The organism is Christensenella tenuis (assembly GCF_014287795.1).
Lineage (GTDB): Bacteria > Bacillota > Clostridia > Christensenellales > Christensenellaceae > Christensenella > Christensenella tenuis.
This window is the reverse complement of sequence record NZ_JACOON010000004.1, coordinates 48,119-67,820: the sequence shown is the minus strand read 5'-3', so window position 1 is coordinate 67,820 and position 19,702 is coordinate 48,119. Positions and strand designations below refer to the sequence as shown.

23 protein-coding genes are annotated in these 19,702 nt (G+C 50.1%); all 23 read left to right on the top strand.

The window, feature by feature from the left end; genetic code table 11:
• Positions 1–834: 834 nt before the first annotated feature.
• The 23 genes from H8S18_RS07940 (at position 835) to H8S18_RS07835 (ending at position 19,450) form a co-directional block, all read left to right on the top strand.
• A complete protein-coding gene (locus tag H8S18_RS07940) occupies positions 835–3,072 on the top strand; it encodes a hypothetical protein (RefSeq protein WP_186857778.1) in 2,238 nt (745 codons plus the stop codon).
• A 13-nt stretch (positions 3,073–3,085) separates the two neighbouring features.
• Positions 3,086–5,854, top strand: a complete 2,769-nt coding sequence (locus H8S18_RS07935) for a hypothetical protein (RefSeq protein WP_186857777.1) — start codon at positions 3,086–3,088, stop codon at positions 5,852–5,854.
• A complete protein-coding gene (locus H8S18_RS07930) occupies positions 5,851–6,090 on the top strand; it encodes a hypothetical protein (protein ID WP_186857776.1) in 240 nt (79 codons plus the stop codon). Before H8S18_RS07935 ends, H8S18_RS07930 begins: the two co-directional genes overlap by 4 nt.
• 250 nt (positions 6,091–6,340) lie before the next feature.
• Positions 6,341–6,514, top strand: coding sequence for a hypothetical protein (locus H8S18_RS07925; RefSeq protein WP_186857775.1), 174 nt, complete (start codon positions 6,341–6,343; stop codon positions 6,512–6,514).
• A gap of 156 nt (positions 6,515–6,670) precedes the next feature.
• Complete coding sequence (locus H8S18_RS07920; protein ID WP_186857774.1) at positions 6,671–6,856, top strand: hypothetical protein; 186 nt, start codon at positions 6,671–6,673, stop codon at positions 6,854–6,856.
• A 191-nt stretch (positions 6,857–7,047) separates the two neighbouring features.
• Positions 7,048–7,827 (top strand): hypothetical protein, encoded by a 780-nt coding sequence (locus tag H8S18_RS07915; protein WP_186857773.1) that lies wholly within the window; start codon positions 7,048–7,050, stop codon positions 7,825–7,827.
• Positions 7,828–7,879: 52 nt separating this feature from the next.
• Positions 7,880–8,020 carry a hypothetical protein gene (locus H8S18_RS07910; protein ID WP_186857772.1) on the top strand — a complete coding sequence of 47 codons (141 nt, stop codon included), beginning with the start codon at positions 7,880–7,882 and terminating at the stop codon, positions 8,018–8,020.
• Position 8,021: 1 nt separating this feature from the next.
• Complete coding sequence (locus tag H8S18_RS07905) at positions 8,022–8,408, top strand: hypothetical protein (RefSeq protein ID WP_186857771.1); 387 nt, start codon at positions 8,022–8,024, stop codon at positions 8,406–8,408.
• Positions 8,409–8,434: 26 nt separating this feature from the next.
• Positions 8,435–9,457 carry a phage major capsid protein gene (locus tag H8S18_RS07900; protein WP_186857770.1) on the top strand — a complete coding sequence of 341 codons (1,023 nt, stop codon included), beginning with the start codon at positions 8,435–8,437 and terminating at the stop codon, positions 9,455–9,457.
• Positions 9,458–9,531: 74 nt separating this feature from the next.
• The gene (locus H8S18_RS07895; RefSeq protein ID WP_186857769.1) at positions 9,532–10,134 is read left to right on the top strand and encodes a hypothetical protein; all 603 of its coding nucleotides are present in this window, start codon (positions 9,532–9,534) and stop codon (positions 10,132–10,134) included.
• Positions 10,135–10,197: 63 nt separating this feature from the next.
• The gene (locus H8S18_RS07890; RefSeq protein WP_186857768.1) at positions 10,198–12,129 is read left to right on the top strand and encodes a hypothetical protein; all 1,932 of its coding nucleotides are present in this window, start codon (positions 10,198–10,200) and stop codon (positions 12,127–12,129) included.
• A gap of 15 nt (positions 12,130–12,144) precedes the next feature.
• Positions 12,145–12,894 carry a hypothetical protein gene (locus tag H8S18_RS07885; protein WP_186857767.1) on the top strand — a complete coding sequence of 250 codons (750 nt, stop codon included), beginning with the start codon at positions 12,145–12,147 and terminating at the stop codon, positions 12,892–12,894.
• 21 nt (positions 12,895–12,915) lie between these two features.
• Positions 12,916–13,377, top strand: a complete 462-nt coding sequence (locus H8S18_RS07880; RefSeq protein ID WP_186857766.1) for a hypothetical protein — start codon at positions 12,916–12,918, stop codon at positions 13,375–13,377.
• 10 nt (positions 13,378–13,387) lie between these two features.
• Entirely contained in the window at positions 13,388–14,515 is a 1,128-nt protein-coding gene (locus H8S18_RS07875) for a hypothetical protein (RefSeq protein ID WP_186857765.1), read from the top strand.
• A 9-nt stretch (positions 14,516–14,524) separates the two neighbouring features.
• Positions 14,525–15,214, top strand: a complete 690-nt coding sequence (locus H8S18_RS07870) for a hypothetical protein (RefSeq protein ID WP_186857764.1) — start codon at positions 14,525–14,527, stop codon at positions 15,212–15,214.
• Between the two features lie 14 nt (positions 15,215–15,228).
• Entirely contained in the window at positions 15,229–15,543 is a 315-nt protein-coding gene (locus H8S18_RS07865; protein WP_186857763.1) for a hypothetical protein, read from the top strand.
• Between the two features lie 19 nt (positions 15,544–15,562).
• Positions 15,563–15,835, top strand: coding sequence for a phage holin (locus H8S18_RS07860; protein WP_186857762.1), 273 nt, complete (start codon positions 15,563–15,565; stop codon positions 15,833–15,835).
• Positions 15,836–15,931: 96 nt separating this feature from the next.
• The gene (locus H8S18_RS07855; protein WP_186857761.1) at positions 15,932–16,342 is read left to right on the top strand and encodes a minor capsid protein; all 411 of its coding nucleotides are present in this window, start codon (positions 15,932–15,934) and stop codon (positions 16,340–16,342) included.
• A 1-nt stretch (position 16,343) separates the two neighbouring features.
• A complete protein-coding gene (locus tag H8S18_RS07850) occupies positions 16,344–16,970 on the top strand; it encodes a major tail protein (RefSeq protein WP_186857760.1) in 627 nt (208 codons plus the stop codon).
• A 133-nt stretch (positions 16,971–17,103) separates the two neighbouring features.
• Positions 17,104–17,421, top strand: coding sequence for a hypothetical protein (locus tag H8S18_RS07845; RefSeq protein WP_186857759.1), 318 nt, complete (start codon positions 17,104–17,106; stop codon positions 17,419–17,421).
• 17 nt (positions 17,422–17,438) lie between these two features.
• A complete protein-coding gene (locus H8S18_RS14830) occupies positions 17,439–17,570 on the top strand; it encodes a hypothetical protein (RefSeq protein WP_279288446.1) in 132 nt (43 codons plus the stop codon).
• A 305-nt stretch (positions 17,571–17,875) separates the two neighbouring features.
• Positions 17,876–18,463 carry a hypothetical protein gene (locus tag H8S18_RS07840; RefSeq protein ID WP_186857758.1) on the top strand — a complete coding sequence of 196 codons (588 nt, stop codon included), beginning with the start codon at positions 17,876–17,878 and terminating at the stop codon, positions 18,461–18,463.
• A gap of 405 nt (positions 18,464–18,868) precedes the next feature.
• Entirely contained in the window at positions 18,869–19,450 is a 582-nt protein-coding gene (locus H8S18_RS07835; RefSeq protein WP_186857757.1) for a hypothetical protein, read from the top strand.
• The last annotated feature ends 252 nt before the right edge of the window (positions 19,451–19,702 follow it).

Sequence of the window (19,702 nt, the reverse complement as noted above, 5' to 3'; positions counted from 1 at the left end):
GAAATGCAATTTCCGCCCGCGAAGCGGCCAAAGGGAGCGTTCAGGGGAGGGGCCCCGGCGAAGCCCAGCGGGGCGGATTCGGTGGGGAAAAGGCGGAGCGAAGAAAGCGGGTGAAGTTTCCGCGAAAAGCGGAAACGGAACAAAGCGGACTTAGCGGCGACGCGGGGGCGAGCCAAAGAGATGGAGGTGACAATCTCAATCTAAAGGGCATTGTCAAAAATAAATCAGTTTTGCGAGGCGGCAGTATTGCCGAAGCAAAACAATTTTGAGCAATGGGGGCACGCGGGGGAAATGCAATTTCCGCCCAAAGGGAGCGTTCAGGGGAGGGGTTCCCGGCGAAGCCCAGCGGGGCGGGTTTTCGGAACGGAAAACGAAGCAATTATGACGATGCGGGACAATTGGAGCAATGGAGACGATGGCTTCATGAGAAAAAGAGAGCCTACGAACCCCGAACGGACGCGGGACGGGAGAAAGCGGCAGGCATACAAAACCGCGCGAACAGGGGCGAAGCGGCGGACACGGGCCGGGAGGGATATTATAAGCCTTTCCGGTAAATCCGGGCCGGAAAACGGAAGGAAGCTTGAAAGAACGTCTGGAAAACAGGGGAAAATGCGGGTGCAAAGGCGCCGGAAGGGCAGAAGGCACGATGGAAGAAAGGCTTTAGAGCCAGCGAACCAAGCGTTTGACGCGGCGGAAGATGTCGGGCAGACGTCATGTAAACGGCGGCATCTTTATGATAAAATGATATCATAAGAAAAATATAGCAAGAAACAAGGGGAGCCCTTACCGGGGCTCTTTTTCGTTGCAAAAAAATCAAAAAAAGGATGGAAACGTATGAAAAAGAATGATGGGACAAGATTAAGGGAATTCAGGCAAAAATACGAGACGGCATATGCGGCTTATGGCAAGGAACGGGAAGCGTTTTTCCGCCGCCGGGCGCAATATGAGGGCGACCACACGATTTGCGGCGGGAAGGACGCGGACGTGGTGTGGAACTTTACGATGGAACTGATCGAGAGCCAAATTGACAGTTATATTCCGCAGCCCAAGGTGACGCCGAAACGCCCGACAGAAAAGAACAAACGCCTTGCGGCGGTGATCGAGGACATGCTTAAAAATGAGCTTGACAGGATGCCGTTTGAGTATTTGAACGACGAAGACGAGCGCACCGTGAAAACGCTTGGGGGAAGCGCCTATCTTGTGGAATGGGATAACGCGCTGCGCACACATGATACGGTGGGCGGCCTGAACGTGCGGCTGCTTGACCCAACAGAATTTGTGCCGCAGGAGGGCGTATGCTTCCTGCCGTATATGGACTATTTATTCCTGATGTTTGAAGATACGAAGGAGCGGCTTTCCGAGCGGTATGGCGTGGACGTTTCCAACGAGGGCGTTGATCCGCAGGTGGGAGAGCAGACGCTTTCGAACGACACGTGCACACAGATTGTCTGTTATTACCGCAACAAAACCGGAGGGCTGGGATGCTTTTCGTGGGCGGGGAACACCGTGCTGATCGACGATGAAGATTACGAAGCGCGCAAGGACAAGATTTGCGCGGAATGCGGACGGACAAAACCGATTGGCGAAGAGGCGTGCGCCTGCGGATGTACAAAATGGGAAACGCGCAGCCGGGAATATGAAGAATTGAAGGAGGATATCGTACGTTCGGATGGGACGGTGATTCCAGCCATATCGCCCGTGATGGAAAACGGGACGTATGTGATGGAGGAATATGAGAAACCGATGACAGACCCGGAAACCGGCCTTCCGATGTTTGAACGGCAATTCGACGAAATGGGCCTCCCCATAGGGGACGTGCCGAAAATGGAACGGAAGCAGCGGGCAAAATATGCACATACAAAAATTCCATATTACTACCCTAAACGGTTTCCGATTGCGATTCGCAAAAATGTTTCTGCGCGCGGGCAAGTGCTCGGGGATTCGGACTGCGACGCGATCCGGGATTTCCAGACCGCGGCGAACAAGCTGCTGACGAAGGTAAATAAAAAGCTTTTGGGGGCGGGTTCCTACCTGACGAAACCGAAGGACATGGATATTACGCTTTCGGATGAGGATGTGAAGCCCATTAACATCACAAGCCCGGACCAGATTAATATGCTGAAGTCCATCACGATGAATTTCGACGTGGAGCAGGATTTGAATTCCGTACAGCAATATTACCAGATGGCGAAAAGCACGCTGGGCATTACGGACACATTCCAGGGCAAGGCCGACCCAACGGCAACCTCGGGCCGGGCGAAGGAGGCGCAGATCGCGCAGGCGGCAGGGAGGCAGAACAGCAAGCAGGTGATGAAGAACGCGGCCTATGCGGAGATGTATGAAATTATGTTCAAATTCATGCTGGCATATGCGGACGAGCCGCGGGCCTATGCATCGAAAAACGAAGAGGGGGAACCGGAGGAACGGGTATTTAACCGTTACGATTTCCTCGAGCAGGATGAGGCGGGGAACTGGTATTACGAAGACGGATTTTTGTTTTCGGTAGATGAAAACGGAACGGCGCAGCGCAACCGCCAGTTTATTCTGGAGGATTTGCGGACAGATTTTGGACTTGGCGCATATGGAAACCCACAGGATCCGCGTTCTATGCTGCGGTATTGGAGAGTGAAGGAGGGACTTAACTACCCGAACGCCAAGCAGATGGTGAAGGAGTGGCAGAAAGAGATTGAACGGATGGCCAAGGAAACGCCTGCCGCTTCGCCCGGCCCTGAAGGACAGGACGGCGGTTTGGGAGCGAACCTTGCCCTTGCCATGCCGGGCGCGGGCGGAGGCGCCAACAATATGGGCGGCACGGACGGCACGGGACAGCAGCTTGCTGCGGCGCCGAGCGAAACCGGGAACCCCGACGGCGAAACCGGATCCGCTGGCGGCGCGGCGGGAGGAATGCCGGAGCAAGAAGGAACGATGACAGAGGAAGAAATGCAGGAGATCATCGGAGAGCTTGGAACGCTTAAGCCAGAAACAGCCATGGAGGTAATCAAGGGCCTGTCTGTGAGCGAAGAAGAAAAAGCAATGCTGGCAGAGATCGTACAGATGGAAATGCAGAGATAGAAGGAGAGAAGAAATGGCAAAAAATACAAGCGCGGGAGCGTATGTGGCGGCGGGAGGATCGACCCGGAACAAGAAGAAACAGAAAGACACAAAAAAGGAGATCGAACAGCGCAAGGCACGCGAACGGTTACTAAAACAGCAGGCGGAACTAAAACGAAAACAGGAAAAGGAAAAAACGGAAGCGTCGCAGAAATATGTGGCGGCGGGAAACGCGGCCAGAAGCACAAGGGCGAAGCAAACAGCGAAAAACAGCGCAAGCGCGCCGCGGCAAGGCTGGATAAAAGATTCATCGGGCAACATAACAACGCAGGCCCAGAAAACCAAGACACGGGACACAAGCGCGGGGGCGTATGTGGCGGCGGGAAGCGGGCCAATTACCACGCCGCGGCTGACGGCGCCGGACGTGACGAAAATTACGCAATATGCGCCGGGGACTGTGGAGAGCATTGCTTCGTTTTCGCGGCTGACGCCCGAGGAAAAACTGGCGGCGGGCTGGGCCGGGGGAGGCGGAAAGACGTGGGAGCCGGAAATGACGCTGCCTTCCGCGCCGGGAAGCTATCTTCCGGGAGCGGCTCCCGACCAGACAAAGGCGCTTGCAGATATGACGGAGCAGGCCGCGGCGGGAAAGAAGGCAAAAGACTGGGCAAATTATACGAACCAGCTGGGGACGAGGCGAAATAGAACGGCAGACAGCGGGACGCAGGCGGCCCGTGACCTGATTAACAGACAATATGACGAGAGCATAAAGGCCGGGCAGGCGGAAGCAGACCGGCAATTTTACGAAGACAACGAGGCGCTTTACAGGGCAGAACAGGAGGCGATGGCATTATATGGGAACCTTCCGGCGGAGGCGCTTGAAAAAGTGGCGGAAGACGCAATCGCCGCGGGGAACGAATACAACGCGCTGGTAAGCGGGAACAAAAGAAAACAGGATGAGGTTGAGAATATCAGGATTGAAAAAACGCAGGTGAACGATTTGTTCAAGCTGGGGGATATTGCGCAGGAGATTTCGCAGGCACAGGAAACCCCGGAGCGGTTCCGTGCAATCGTGGAGGCCGGAAAGCAGGCGGAAGACAATCACTATGAAAAAGCGTATAACGACGACAACCTTTTAAACGGGCTTGCACAGAACGGAACGCCGGAGCAGCGGAAAATAGCGGCAATGATCGGCGGGGGGGACCTTTTAGCGGGAACGTTTATCCGCAAGGAAGCCTTTATGACGGAAGAAGAGCGCGACACGATCAATTATTATTACGGTATTGGCGCGCCGGAGGAGGCCGACGCGTTTTACAGGCTGATTGAGCGGGACCTCGACAAGCGGAAAAGTGATTTTCTGACCGAAAACCGCGCGGCATATATGAAGGAAAATGACAGCGGATGGATGCGCGCCTATGAGACGGGCAGCAATATAAGCAGCGGGATCGCCGGAAATTTCGGGATGCTGGGAGAGACGATCGGCCAGAAAATCCAGAATGAGGTGACGGGAGAACACCGAAATGTGAATATGTATGGGATTTCGGGAACATTGAAGCGCAACGAAGAGATTACGCGGGAGGCGCTTGTGGAAGGACTGCCGCCGGAGATGGCGGCGCTTGTGGATATGGGCCTTGGGATTGGAAAGACCCTGCCGGTGCTGGCGGCAGGGCCAGCGGCGGCCCCGGCGCTGATGGGCGCGCAGACGGCGGGAGACACGATGTATGGCGCCGGAAAACGGGGCGGAAATGTGAACCAGATGTTACAGGCGGGGGCCATCAGCGGGGCAGTGGACGCGGCGATGTCGGCGATTCCGGCACAGGCGTTTTACAAGCTTGCGGGAAGCGCGCCGGAAAGCGCGGAGGCATTTGCGCGGGGCGTGCTGAAGCAGGCAGGGCTTGCGGCGACGGACGCGGGGGTGAGCAGCTATGCGCAGACGCTGGCGGACCTTTATGTGATGGGAGAAAACAGTTATTACGAGCAGTACCGCATGGGGCTTATGGCAAACGGGATGAGCGAGGCGGAGGCGACGCGGGAAGCGAACATGGAGTTTTTTGTGCGGGAGCCGGTGATGGAAATGGCGCTGGGCGCGGGAGGCGGCGCAATTATGGGAAGCGCGGCGCAGGCGCTTGAGATTATGACGCACCGGTTCCGAAACAGCAAGCTGAAAGCGGCGCAGGAGAAAATCTGGGAAGAGTTCGTGCGGGAAACGAACAGGATGACAGCGCAGGAGAGAGGAACGAGCACGCCGCTGCTGGACGAGCTGCTGGGAAAAGAAGTGATGGATGAGATCACGGGACGGACAGGCGGCGTGACCTATGGGCCGGGAATGGAATATGTGACGCCGGAGGGGATGCGGTTCTCTGGAGGAGAAGTGGAGCAGACCACGCCAGGGATGGCGTTCAGCAAAGGAGGGAACGGAGACAGTCAATTTCCACAGGGATATTCTTTGCCGGAACTCATACAAGATAATTCCGAATGGTATGAAGTAGGCGATAACGGTGATATAATGATAAGCGACAGCGCATATATCACGGCAAAAGAGGGCGGAAAACATTATGGAAAATATGCCGACGCTTTAAAATGGAAAGACAATCAGGTAAATAAAGCCTATAATAGTTATGTTTACCAAGTGGAGCTGCACCATGACAAGATAGCGCACCCGGAGAAGTATATAGAAGATTGGAATCAAAAACTTTTGAAAGAACAGTTAGGATATTTAAAAAAGTGGAAGAAAGATGCAATGCGAAATGCACAGGAAGCATCTATTATGCAAGGGATTTTACGAGAGAGGGGAGTTACAAAATGAACGGATTAGCATTGGATTTAATCAGCGAAGTAAAGGAATGGATCGAGGATCTTCTGAAAGAGGAAGAAAGTGAATTTGTAAATGGAGAAATTCTTGCTTATATGGAAGTATTAACAATTATCCATGACTATTTGCGGGAAGATGAAAGGGCAGCCTATGGTCTTGATTTTGATGTAGATCAGTATTATTTTGACCGAATGGCAAAACGAAAGAAATATTTGGACAAAGATAATTGAATTACAAATATCCGGGAAGGGAGCATAGAGATATGCTCCCTTTTTTCATTATAACGGAAAATCCAGAAGGCAAGAGAAAGATATTTTGGAGGAGGGTTGAACGTGAAATACAACCGATACAATAACGGACGAATCGGGAAACTGTTTTATGATATTACACAAATAAAAGACATTACCGACGACATGTCCAGTCTCTACGGGGATTAACCCGTACGCCGAAACCCTCGGTAATGTCTGATAAAATTATACCATGAAAGTGGGATTTGTAAACAGATATTTTCGGGGCGTGCTGAAGCAGGCGGGACTTGCGGCGACGGACACGGGGGTGAGCAGCTATGCGCGGACGCTGGCGGATCTTTATGTGATGGGAGAAAACAGTTATTACGAGCAGTACCGCATATTGCAGGGTGCTGGGCTTAAATAGGAATCGATGCAGGGATAACGTGAGAAAGATGTCGGATGGATGTCATGTGAATGGCTGCGTTTTTCTGTTATAATGCTAGTATGGAAAAAGTGAAAAGAGTTCGGGAAACCGGGCTCTTTTTTGTTACCCCAAAACATAGGAAAGGAGGTGAGAAGGATGGACAGATGCCCGAAATGTGGAAATGATTTGAGGCTTGAAAGCGGCGGCGTTGTCGTAGAAGGCGGCGACGCTTTTTTATTGCAGCGGCAATATTGCGCGAATCCGCAATGCGAGAATTATGCGGGAAAGAAAATATCGGAAGCGAGTCATGTAGTGGATGAAATCCGCCACAAATTGACATGAATGCAAATCACAAATCTTTTTTAATGGCGGTACACGAATTTGCCTGAAAAAAGATTTGATGATGATATCCCGAAGCGATTTGCCGGGAATAAGACTACGCACGCCCCAGCGGAAACGGGGAAGGGGAACAAACGTTCCACAACTAAAATACGCTGCGCCCCAGCGGAAAAAAGGCGAGAAGGAGAAGAAGTATGGATCATGAAGAGATGGATGTAATGGAATGGAACGGCGAAGAAGAACCATATGAGACAGACGCCGCCCAGGAATTTGGCGAGGCAATCTCGGAAGCGTTGGATGCAACGCATGAAGAGATGGAAGCGAAACAGGCTGCGGCCGATGAAGCGGCACAGAGACGTTCGGAAGAACGCAAAAGAAGAAAGAATACGCGCAGTGCAAAGGAAAAGACGCCCAGGAATTATGAGGCGGACAGGATCGCTGCAAGCGCGCGCAGGCGGATGGAACGGCTTCAAAAAGAAAACGACGCATTTGCGCAGAGAATGGGCTATGAAGATTTCAGGCAAATGCAACAGGCGAGCGCTGAGACGAACCTGCGGGGATTCGGAGGCGCCCCGAACCCGATGGAGCGTGAATTTGCCCACAGGGCAAGCCAACAGAGGTTTGAGGAAGAACTGCGGGAGCTGAACGAACATTTTCCGGAAGCGGAAGCATGGTCGGCAGACGATTTTTTTGCACTTGAAAACGCACAGGAAATGGTGAAGCTGGCACAGGCGGGCGTTCCGCTATACCGTGCTTATGCCGCATATGCCGTCGATTCCATTGCGCAGAGGCGCGCGAACGCTGCGAAACGCGCCGCGCTGAATGCGCAAAGCAAAGAACATCTCCGCAAACTTGGAGGCATGGGAAACGCGGCCAGCGGAACCATACCCCAAGATGTTTTGGAACAGTACCGGCTGATTAATCCGGACGCGACGGATGCAGAGATTCTCGCACACTGGAACAGGCGGGACTGAACCGACAGGAACCATAAGACTAAAACGGCACAGAAAAGAAAGGAGAAACACAATGAAAAAAGACACATATGCCGGAAGGATTAACAACAATGGCACACAGAAAGCAGAGGCTCTTTTTACGACAAAGAAAAAGGCGAAGCCTGTTGTAAAAAAAGGAAATGATCTGAGAAACGGAACGAAAGGGGACAAATAAGATGAAATTACACAAGTATGACCTGACGAGCGCGACACCGCTCGAGCTTATTCCGAATGCGGCAAGCGCATTTGAAATCGGGCAGGCATTGAAGCTTGCAAACGGCGTGGCGGCAGCTTGCGGCGCAACAGATAAACCGGTATTTTTGTGCATGGCAAAAAGCGGGACAGACGACCTCAATGACCTGCCGGTGATCCGCGTGAATCCACAGATGGAACTTGCGGCGGAGCTTTCAGCAGCGGGAACGGCATTGAAAATAGGCGATGCGGTTACGCTGGCGGCAGACGGAATGCGCGTGACGGCAACAACGACAAGCGGCGTATTTACGGTGACTGGATTCGCCGGAGGAACGGCAGCCGGGGAAACCGTATATGGCCGGGTACTATAAAAACAAAGTGAAGGGAGACTTATTTTATGGCAGGTATTGTATTTTCTGAAAGTTCAGGTATAAACGACAGCGTATTTGGCAAAAGCCAGCAGCCGATCAGGCTGTTTGTGGAAAACCAGGTCGAGGCGTTTGAGGAAAAATCGGCGCTGGAAGACATCTTTATGATGGCGGAATCTAAAAATTTTTCTGAAAAGCTGACGGGGCTGACTTCGATGAACGGGTTCCAGCCTACAGGCGAAGGCGGGGCGTATCCGCAGGATGAGATGCAGGAGGGCTTTGAGAAGGTCCTCGAGCACGTCACATGGAAAGATTCGTTTACAGTGACGCAGGAGATGGTGGAGGACAGCAAGACCATTGACCTTAGGAGCAAACCATATGCGTTTGTGAGCGGATATCACCGCACGCGCGAACAATTTGGCGCGGCGCTTCTGGCAGGCGGAATCAGCGGAACAAGCATCAAGTTTCGCGGAATGAAGTTTTCCACGGCATGCGCAGACGGCAAAAAATTGTTTGCGCACAACCATGCCGCAAAAGTGAAAGGAGACGTACAATCCAATCTTTTCCAGGATGAATTTTCGGCGGACGCGCTTGCGGCGATGGAGTGCAAAATGCAGGATTTCCGCGACGATAACGGGCAAGTGCTTGCGATTGCACCGGACACGATTATTATCCCGAACGACTGGAAATTGAAGAAGGACCTGTTTGCGGCGCTGGGCGCGGACAAAGATCCGAACACGGCGAACAACGGGTTCAACTATACATTCGGCAGGTTCCATATTGTGACGTGGCAGTACCTTAACCAGTTTATAGACGGCAAAGACAAGCCATGGATTATGCTGGACAGCGACTACAACAAGGAATACGGCGGCGCGGTATGGCTCGACAGAATTAAGCTGGCGGTGAAGTCCTATGTGGACGAAAACACGGACAACAACATCTGGAAAGGACGTTCAAGGTTTATTGCGGGCTTCAACGACTGGCGCGCGTTTGCAGTAGGCGGAATTGCCTCCGACACGAATGCGACGAAGCTGATTGAAACAACGGCATGACAGCGCGGGCAGCGGTGAAAGGAGCGAAAATATTTTCGCTCCTTTCCGCTCCTGTAAAAGAAAGGACGGAAGAAATGACTTGGAAAGAGATCAGGGACGAATGCCTGAAGCTGATGTATTCCTATTCCAAAAAGGGAAGCGTGATTTCGGCGACGGACGGGAACCTGAAGGACTATACCCTGGCAATGCCGGGCGCGGCAAATATTGCATTATATGATATTGCGCGCGCGTTACCGGATATCCGTAAATATACCGTTTTACAGGCGGAGAGCGAAACAGCGTGTGAATATGATTTGCGCGAGCTGACGCGGGAAGACGGAAAGGTGACGTTTATGCGTTTTGCAGATGAGTATGCAAACGGCGGTATACCGTGCACGATTTTGCCGGATGGGCATACCCTTTGGGTAGATGGAACGTTTGAAGGGGAATTCAATGTTTATTACCATGCCGCGCCAAAGGAATTTACGAACAATACACCGGATGATTATATACCGGAGCTGCCGCCGGGGGCTGTGAATTTGATCCCCATATGCATGGCGTCTTCGCTGTTTAAGGATGACGACGCCTCGATTTCATCGATGTTATGGAATGAATATGCGCAGAGATTGGAGGCCCTATGGAGCGACACGACCCGGGCGGGAAACGCACAGTATGTATGCACGACAGGATGGCTTTGAGGGGCGGAAGCAGAACGGTGCGCTTTTGCCTGAAATGCACCGGGTGAAAGGAGGAGAGCAGAAATGAAAACGGTAAGCGTACCGCAAAGAAAAGAACCGGGCCGGATTGTGATTAATCAATTTAAAGGGGCAGATTTTTCGACTTACAGCGGCAATGTGAATATTCAAAGGTCGCCCGATATGCTGAACATGATATCCGATCAGAACGGGCAGCCTGTGAAACGGTTTGGGTACGAAAAGATTGCACAGTACGACGAACGGATCAATGGATTATTCGAACTTGCGACAGCAGAAAAACGATATCAATTTGTACATGCTGGTAAAAAATTTATTTTGCGTGGCAATACACGGGAAGAAGATACCGTACTTTCGGAAGAGATGAATGATGAACGGTCAACAGCATTCCAGATGAGCGTTCCAGTTCAGAAGAACGGGACAATCGAGATGGTTTCCAAGCTGTGGATATTGGACGGGAAAAGTTATTACTGGTGCGACGGAACGACGCTGGAAAAAACGTTAAACAGTGCGGACACTTATATTCCCACGACGGTCATTTCCCGTAATCCGGGAGCCAAAGACCAGGGAGGGGAAGCCTATGAGCCAGCGAATAGGTTAAACAAATGGAGAAAAAATTCGTTTTTGGTAACGCAAGAAAAAACAGAGGAAAAGACTTTTGTATTGGATTTTTCACCGCTGGACACGGACGCGGTGAAAGCGGAAATCCTCGATGCGAACGGAAATTGGGTTGTGAAAAAAGAAGGAACGGATTTCACAGTGGATCGGGCAACGGGGACGATTACCTTTAAGACCGCGCCGGGAAAATCGCCTGAAGAAGGGGCGGACAATGTGCGGATTACGGCGGCAAAAACCGTGAAGGGATATGCGGATCATATCGGGTTATGCACAGTGCAGACGTTGTTTGGACTATCCAGCTATGACCAGGCGTTTTTGACGGGAAATAAAGAGAATGTAAATTACCACTATTATTCGCAGCCATCCGATCCGACCTATTTTCCGGACATCAATTATGCGGTGATCGGACAGGACAACACGGCGATTATGGGCTACCGAAAATCGGGCGAATACCTCGTGATCATCAAGGAAAATAATTACCAGGACGCAACGGCGTTCCTGATGAGCGGCGAAATGAGGGAAGTAAACGAAGAGCAGAAAATTGTCTATTCGGTACGGCAGGGTATCGCGGGCGTTGGGGCAGTTAGTAAATATTGTTTTTGCGATTTGCGCGACGACCATTTGTTCCTTTCGTCGGACGGCGTATTTGCGATTACGACAAATGCGGTGACGGCGGAAAAATATGCGCAGACAAGAAGTGCGCTCATTGACCGTAAATTAAAGAGATATGACCTGAAAAACGCGGTTGGCATAGTGCACAACGGATATTTATATATTGCGGCTGACGGCGTTTGTTTTGTGGCCGATGCGGCGCAGAAGCATTATGACGGCAAGGGCGCGGAGCAATACCAGTACGAATGGTATTACTGGGACAGCATGCCTGTGCGCGTATGGGGAATGGAGAACGGAGAAGAAGAACTTTTGTTTGGCACAGCCGGCGGCGCGGTGATGCGTATGCTCCGTGAGAAGAAATCGGCAAGTTACATGGATGACGGCAAAGCAATCCGGGCCTATTGGACAACGCCAACGATTGACTTTTCCTATGGAGATTTATACAAAACGCTGCGGCACCTTTTCGTGAGGCTACAGCCCTATGCGCGTTCGTCGGTTAAGGCGTATATCCGTATTGACGGGACGTGGCAATTGCTGGATACGCGGAATGTGGATATCATGTCTTTTTTCGATATGGATTTCAAGCGCTTTTCTTTTAACACGAATGCGGATAACTTAACGGCCGCGATGACCGTAAAGGCGAAGAAGGTTATTACGACACAATTCCGCTTCGAGAATGGAGCCGAAAAAGAGGGGTTTGGCTTACAGGAAATGATTGCGCATTTCAATACCAAGAACAGGATTAAATGAACGGAGGAAATCAATATGGCATCACTAAACGAATATTATAATCAATTTTTAAATGACTTAGCTGCAAAATATCAAGGGCAGATCGACGTGGAGACAGAGAATTACAATGCGAGCAAAAATGACCTGAAAAATACATTTGATATGAATAAGGAATTGCTTGGAAAGTCTCGGGAACAGGCGATGCGCAGCGCATATATCAGCCAACAGAAAGCAATGCGGGATGTGCCTGCGGCGTTGGCCTCCCAGGGAATTAAAGGCGGCCTGACAGAAAGCACGTATGGGAATTTGCTGAAAACCTACCAGAACGCAAGGGGAAATGCAACGTCGAGCTATAATGAGCAGATTGGAAAACTTGGACAAGACTACCAGAGCAATTTGACAAACCTGAATAATTCCTATCGGACGAATATCAATAACATCAACGCGGCAAAAGAAACGGACGCATGGGGACGCGCAAATGACAGTTGGAGTGCATACCTACAGGAAGAAGCGGAGCGCCGTGCGGCGGAACAATGGGAGCTGGAAAAACAGGAACGTGAACGGGCGGCAAGCAGTGGAGGCGGTTCGGGCAGAAGCGGAAGAAGCATAAAGGGCAAAAAGAGCGAAGATAGCTTAGAGGAACTGCGAGAGCAAGACAAAAAATTAGCTAGCACTGGGGGATATTATGCATCGCAACCCCAAGTAGTAGATAAGAAAAGAATTCCAACAGGGCAAATCGCCTATATATGGTCGGATGGAAAAGTAACATATTCAGCAAAGCGATAAACAAAAGAAAGGACAAATAATATGTCACTAAACGATTACAAGATTACGGAACTGGATTACAAGGACAAAGATGTAGCCAGCCTGCCGGACGAGCCAAGTGAAGAGGGAATCAGCGCCGCCGACCTGAAGGCGGCATTTGACAGGCTGACAAAAGAAGTGGTTGTACCCAAATATAATGCATTTGTGGAGACATCGGCAGGCGCGGATGGTGCGGGAAACATCGGCGCGGCGGAAATAGAGAGCGGTGCGGGAACGACGGTCCAGAGCAATTTGGAATATTTGCTTGGGAAATTGAACGTGCATCTTGCGGCACCCATACACCTTGCCTATTCGAGTGAAATTCCGATGCCTGCCCAGCCGGAGGGTGGAATATGGGTGCAGGAAATGACAGAAACGCCGCAAAGCGGAGCGGCGGTTATTAAGAACGCGACTGTATCACAGGGAGAGATTTCCAACAGGGAAAACCTGTGGCTGGATACCTAAGGAGAAACAAATGGCAAAAGAAAAATTTGTAATGAAAAACTGGAACGGAACCTCGTGGGACACGCTATACCCGAGGACAGACGGTGAATCGGTCTATCTGGACGGATATGTGAAACCGCCGCAGAATGGAACGATTGTGCCGTCGGATACGGTAAATGCCGCGGTAGGAAAGCTGGAAAAGGGACTGGACGACAAGCAAAACATGCTTGGATATACGCCGGAGAATGCGGCGAACAAAGGGAAAGCAAACGGATATGCCGGGCTTGACGCCACGGGGAAAATCCCTTCAGGACTGCTGCCGCAAACGAATGGATTGAACTATAAAGGAACTATGGACGCCGCCGCAGGCTATCCGGGAAATCCGGCTGCAGGAGATTTCTACATTATAACCGCAGCCGGAACCATTTCGGAAATTGAATATAACACGGGAGACTGGGCCGTATACAACGGCGAAGCTGCGGGATGGGCGAAGATTGACAACACAGATGAAGTAGCGAGCGTAAATGCGATGACGGGCGCGGTGGAACTTACTGGCGCGAACCTGACCATGGCGGGTTACACAAAACCCGTTTCGGGCGGTGCAGTCGCCGCGGCGGACACGGTGAATGCCGCGGTAGGAAAACTGGAAAAAGGTCTTGAAGGCAAGCAGGCGGCGGGAAATTATGTCGTTTCCAACGGATCGGTGACGGCGGGAACTAAGACAAAAATTACATATGACGCCAAGGGATTGATTACCGGAGGAGAAGACGCGACAGCGGCTGATATCAAAATGACCGGATATGTGAAAGCCGCAACAGCAGCAGATGTAGCGGCAGCGGATACGGCACTGGAAGCCATTGGAAAAGTTGAAAAAAAGACGGACGGAAAGGTGGACGGAAATGCGGCGGTTCTGGGAGGAACCAAAACAAAAATTACGTATGACGCCAAAGGACTGGTAACGGCGGGGACAGACGCGACGGCAGGGGATTTTAAGATCGGGACCTACTCAAGGGGAACGGGTGATGTATCTTCGACAGACACAGTATCAGCGGCGATCGGCAAGCTGGAAACTAAATCGGATGCGAAAGCAAAAATTATAATTTCTTCGGCAGAACCCCCGGGGGCGGCAGTTGGGGATTTTTGGTACCAGACAGTATAGGAGGAGAATATGGCAAAAAAAGTAAGAATTAATGTAAAAACAACGGGCGGTTATGACATCCTGCATCCGGAAACAGAGGCAGGGCAGGTTGCTATGACGGGCTATGCCAAGCCGGTTTCGGGCGGCGCGGTTTCGGCATCGGACACAGTGAGCGCGGCGATTGGAAAACTGGAAAGAGGCCTTGACAGCGCGGGACATGGGGATATGAACAAAGTCACTTACGATACGGAAGACCGTGGATATGTGGACCGGGCCGTACTGGCAGATAACGCAGAGAAGCTGGGGGGAGAATCGCCGGAATATTACCGTGATGCGGAAACACTGGGCGGGCATTCCGCGAGCTATTTTGCTCAAGACAAATACGCCCGGTGGGAAGGCAGTAACGCGGCAAACCCAGCATCAGGGATAACGACAGATGACTCAAATATTATATGGAGGGATGGGGACACAATACACATCAACCTGGTTTTGCGCGGGACGCTTAATAACGGATGGGCACTTGCGACACTGCCCGCGGCCTGCCCAAAGCCTAATATAACGCGTAATTTTGCCGCGATATGCAGGAAGTCCTCAAATGCTGCGGCATACTACGCGGAGGCAGTAATCAATACGGCAGGAACAATATCCCTGAGAGCGGAATCGGGGGATGCAGGCGTCTATTCTGCGGCCATGATTTATGCCTCCTATCCGGTTAGATAAGGAGGAATGATGGTATGACACCACAGGGAATAGACTTCGCGCTGTCCGTGCTCCTTGCCGTTACCACGATGGTGATTGGGTTCCTGGGCGGGCGGCTGCGTGCAAAGGTGAAACAGGACACAAAGGAAAGCGAAGCCATGAAAAACGGGATGCGCTGCCTGCTGCGGGAGAGGATCATCGAGATATGCGACAGGTGCCTTGACCGCGGCTTTGTGCATATCTACAACCTCGAGTCGCTCGACGACCTGTTTGGGCAATACAGGGCCCTTGGCGGAAACGGTATGGCGGCGAAGTTAATTGACGATGTGAAGAAATTGCAGGTGAAATAGAGGCGGAAAGGAGGAGAATATGAAGATCAATTGGAAGGTACGGGCAAGAAGCACGCAGTTTTGGATGGGACTTGCGGGTGTAATCCTATCGCCTGTGTTTGCATATTATGGGCTTTCCTATACGGATATAACCACATGGGAGAGTATTGGCAAGTTTTTCGCTAACCCGTTCCTGATTGGCACGGCGGCGATGGCGGCGTTATCGTTTATCGGGGTATTGACGGATCCAACGACGAATGGGATTTCAGACAGTGAACAGGCAATGGAATATGCAAAGCCAAAAAAATCTTAAAAATGAATAGAAAAGGATCCGGCTATGCGGAAAAAATGGAAAAGAAAAAGAGCCGCGAAAAACGCCGGGAAATTTTCTTTTGGGGAGGGAAAAGATATGATGTTGAACGATATCGGGGAATATTTACAGGAAAAAGACGTAGGCACTCTGGGAACAGACTTGTTTATCGGATATTTTCCGGAGACTCCCGATCATTGTATCGTTCTCCTGGAGACCGAAGGAGAGGCTGAAAACTGTGCGGCCGGGACAGAAACACCTGGCCTGCAGGTTGCGGCCAGATTTACGGATGATTATGGTTTTGCGCGAGGCAAGCTGAAAGAAGCCCACGATGCGTTGAAAGTAATCGGAAACGAGGAGAGCGGCGGACTGGCGTCGGGGATTGTGCTGAATGGACGGCAATATTTTTATGTGCAGCCTGTATTCAGCGGAGTGATGCAATTGGAAGACGACAGTATGGGAAGAAAACGAATTGCAAAAAATTATTTAATTACCAAGGAGGAAGAATGAAATGACAGAGATGAGGAGACCTGTACCAAAAATCGGCGTAGACATGCTTTATGTGGCGAAAGTTGTGAAAGATGATGAGGAAGGCGTAGAATACGGAGCACCTGTACGGCTTCCTGGCCTTAACAACATTGGGTATGATCCGGCGACACTTTCAGGAACGTACAGCGCGGACGACGGCACTTATGCGAGCAATACGGCGGACGGCGCAACGACAGTGACTATTAAGGTTGCGGACTTGCTTTCCGAGCATTATGCGCTGCTGCTGGGGATTGACCAGACAGACAAAGGCGTTTTGGAGGAGGGCGTAAACGACAATCCGCCGGAGATGGCGGTTGGCTGGCGCTCCCAGAAATCCGACGGGACCTACCGCTTTGTATGGGTGCTGAAGGGCAAGTTTGCCAAGAGCGCGGAGACCTATGCGACAAAAGGCGGCGAAGGAATCACTTATAACGACAAAGAGCTCACCTTCTCGGCATTGAACCGTGTATCTGACGGGAAAAAACGCCGGCAGCTTGACAGCAATGATCCCAAACTGCCGGAGGGCGTAACGTTGGCAACGCTTTCCGATGCGGCGGAGGGTTGGTTCTCCGATCCGGATTTTGAGCCGGCAGAATCTGTACAGGGCTGACGAAATGACAACTAAATAAAGCAAAAGAAAATGCGCCCGTTTGAGTATTGCTTGAGCGGGCGTATCCATTTTGAAAACAATGCCGGATACGGCTGAACTATAGATTAAATAAACTATAAAAAGGAGATTTATTATGAAGGAAATCAGAATTAATGCAGACGGAAGAGAATATACCAAGAAAAATGTGTGCATCGGGGATTGGCTTGCACTGGTGGAATTTACGGAGAAATATAAAGAAAAGAATATTTTATTGGATAAAGAAGCCGGGCTTGCGGCAATGAACGTGCTGGCAGGATACCTCAAGATGCCGGAAAGCAAGCTGCGCGAGGGATGCGATCTTGCGGAAGTAATGAGGGCGTGGCGTGACCTCAATGCAAATGTGGTAGAGGCGTTTACCGGGGTGGAAGCGGGAAAAAACGCCGAAGGGCGGGGCAAACGAACCGCCAAATAATCAATGATATTTATTTTATGGCAAATACGATGTTTGAACGGTTCGGTTTGCCGGTGCACGAATTTATGAATCAGCGGCTGGACTGGTTCTTGCGGATGCGGAATGCGACGGAAGCAGAGAAGGTATGGTTTATTGACGAGGTGGGATGAAGGAGGGGTGATACTATACAGAAATTACCCCTCCGTTTGGAGAGGCAATATACGCTGGACAAAGAAGGGGTTAATATAAAAGAGGAAATGCTGGATGAACCCTTCATTAAACTTTCCGGATAGATCGTAATCAATTATGGAGGCACAATATAACCCTGTATGGAAAAAATGGATGGATTTAAAGAACGCCAGAAACGGTTCTTTGACGTCTGAAAGGGTCAAAAATGGCGCAAAGGCTATGGCGTTGAAGGAGGAGAAGCGGGATGATATAATGGCGGTAAGAAATACAAAGAGGGGGATTCGGCATGAAAAGGGTTCTGTGTTTGGTGGCTGCGGTATTGATAATGGCGGGAGTGTTTGCGGGGTGCGGAGACAGCGGCAGCAATGGAAGTGGAGTGTTACAGACTGATGAGTATGGAGTGTATGAAGACGGGAAGTGCATCGCCATGGCAGAGGAATTAGATACCCCATTCTTTTTTGAGAATGAAATGCAGTATGATTATAAAGGACGCGAACTTAGTACAAAGCGAGGCATAAAGATTGGAAGCACGGTGCGCGAGCTGGTAGACGCTTACAAAGAGTGTATATTTTGGCATCCGGCAAATGATGGAGGCGACTTCATTTCGGCATCTGAATATATTGATAGTTTGGCGGAATATAAGGAAGCGGAAGCCGACGCTCTTGTCTTTTTTACGTATGATGTCAACGGGAAGCTGTACAGCCACCAGGATTTCCGGGCTTTGGCAGATGAGAACGGGGGACGAGATGCAATGTACGAAAGTGGAGACTACATTGTTAAACATTATAAAATTGATTTTCTTATAGAAGACAATATAATCGAAAGTATTATGATAGGGTATAATCCGGATTCATTGGTGCCATGGAAGAAGTGAGAAAGTTTAGAAAAATAGATTTAAAGGGCTGTTTGTGAAAGCAAACGGCCTTTTTTGTGAAGATTTTTAGAAAGGAAAAATAGATAAATAGAAAATGTAACAGTAAAAGCGGATATTACCAATTTAAAAACAGCCATGAAAGAAGCTGAAAAAATTAGTAAACAGACCCAAAAAGTTATACAAAGCGGATGGGAGCAAGCCGCAGATAGAGTAGAAAAATCATTTTCGCAAATAGCCGATGAAAGCAACCGAATGAACGTCCCGTTGTCTGCGATTAACAGAAACTACCGGGAGGCGGTTCTTTGACGTCTGAAAGGGTTAAAAATGGCGCAAAGGCTATGGCGTTGAAAGGGGGAAAGCGGGATGATATAATGGCGGTAAGAAATACAAAGAGGGGGATTCGGCATGAAAAGGGTTCTGTATTCGGTGGCCGCGGTATTGATAATGGCGGGAGTGTTTACGGGGTGCGGAGACAGCGGCAGCAATGGAAGTGGAGTGTTACAGACTGATGAGTATGGAGTGTATGAAGACGGGAAGTGCATCGCCATGGCAGAGGAATTAGATACCCCATTCTTTTTTGAGATTGAAATGCAGTATGATTATAAAGGACGCGAACTTAGTACAAAGCGAGGCATAAAGATTGGAAGCACGGTACGTGAACTTGCGGATGCCTATAAGGATTGCGAGTTTCAGGTTGCGGTAGGAAGTGAGTTAGTCACGATGACCGCGGGTGAGTTCATAGAAAATTTGTCGGAGTATAAAGATACGGTTACGCTCATTACAACCTATGTTGATGAAGAAGGAAATTTATATACATGGACAAAGTGGAAAGAATGGTCGGAGCCGCAGGGGGGTATAGAAGAAATGTACCAAAACAAAAAACATAAAATTGGCAACTATACTATAAATTTTATATTGGAAAATGGTATTGTGGAAGAAATTCAAATCACCTATACTCCGGATATGCTGGAATTGATCTTTGGATAACGGCGTTAAAATAAGTACAAAAGGGCTGTTTGTGAAAGCAAACGGCCTTTTTTGTGAAGATTTTTAGAAAGGAAAAATAGATAAATAGAAAATGTAACAGTAAAAGCGGATATTACCAATTTAAAAACAGCCATGAAAGAAGCTGAAAAAATTAGTAAACAGACCCAAAAAGTTATACAAAGCGGATGGGAGCAAGCCGCAGATAGAGTAGCAAAATTATTAATTATACAGATATCGACCGTTGTTGTCAAG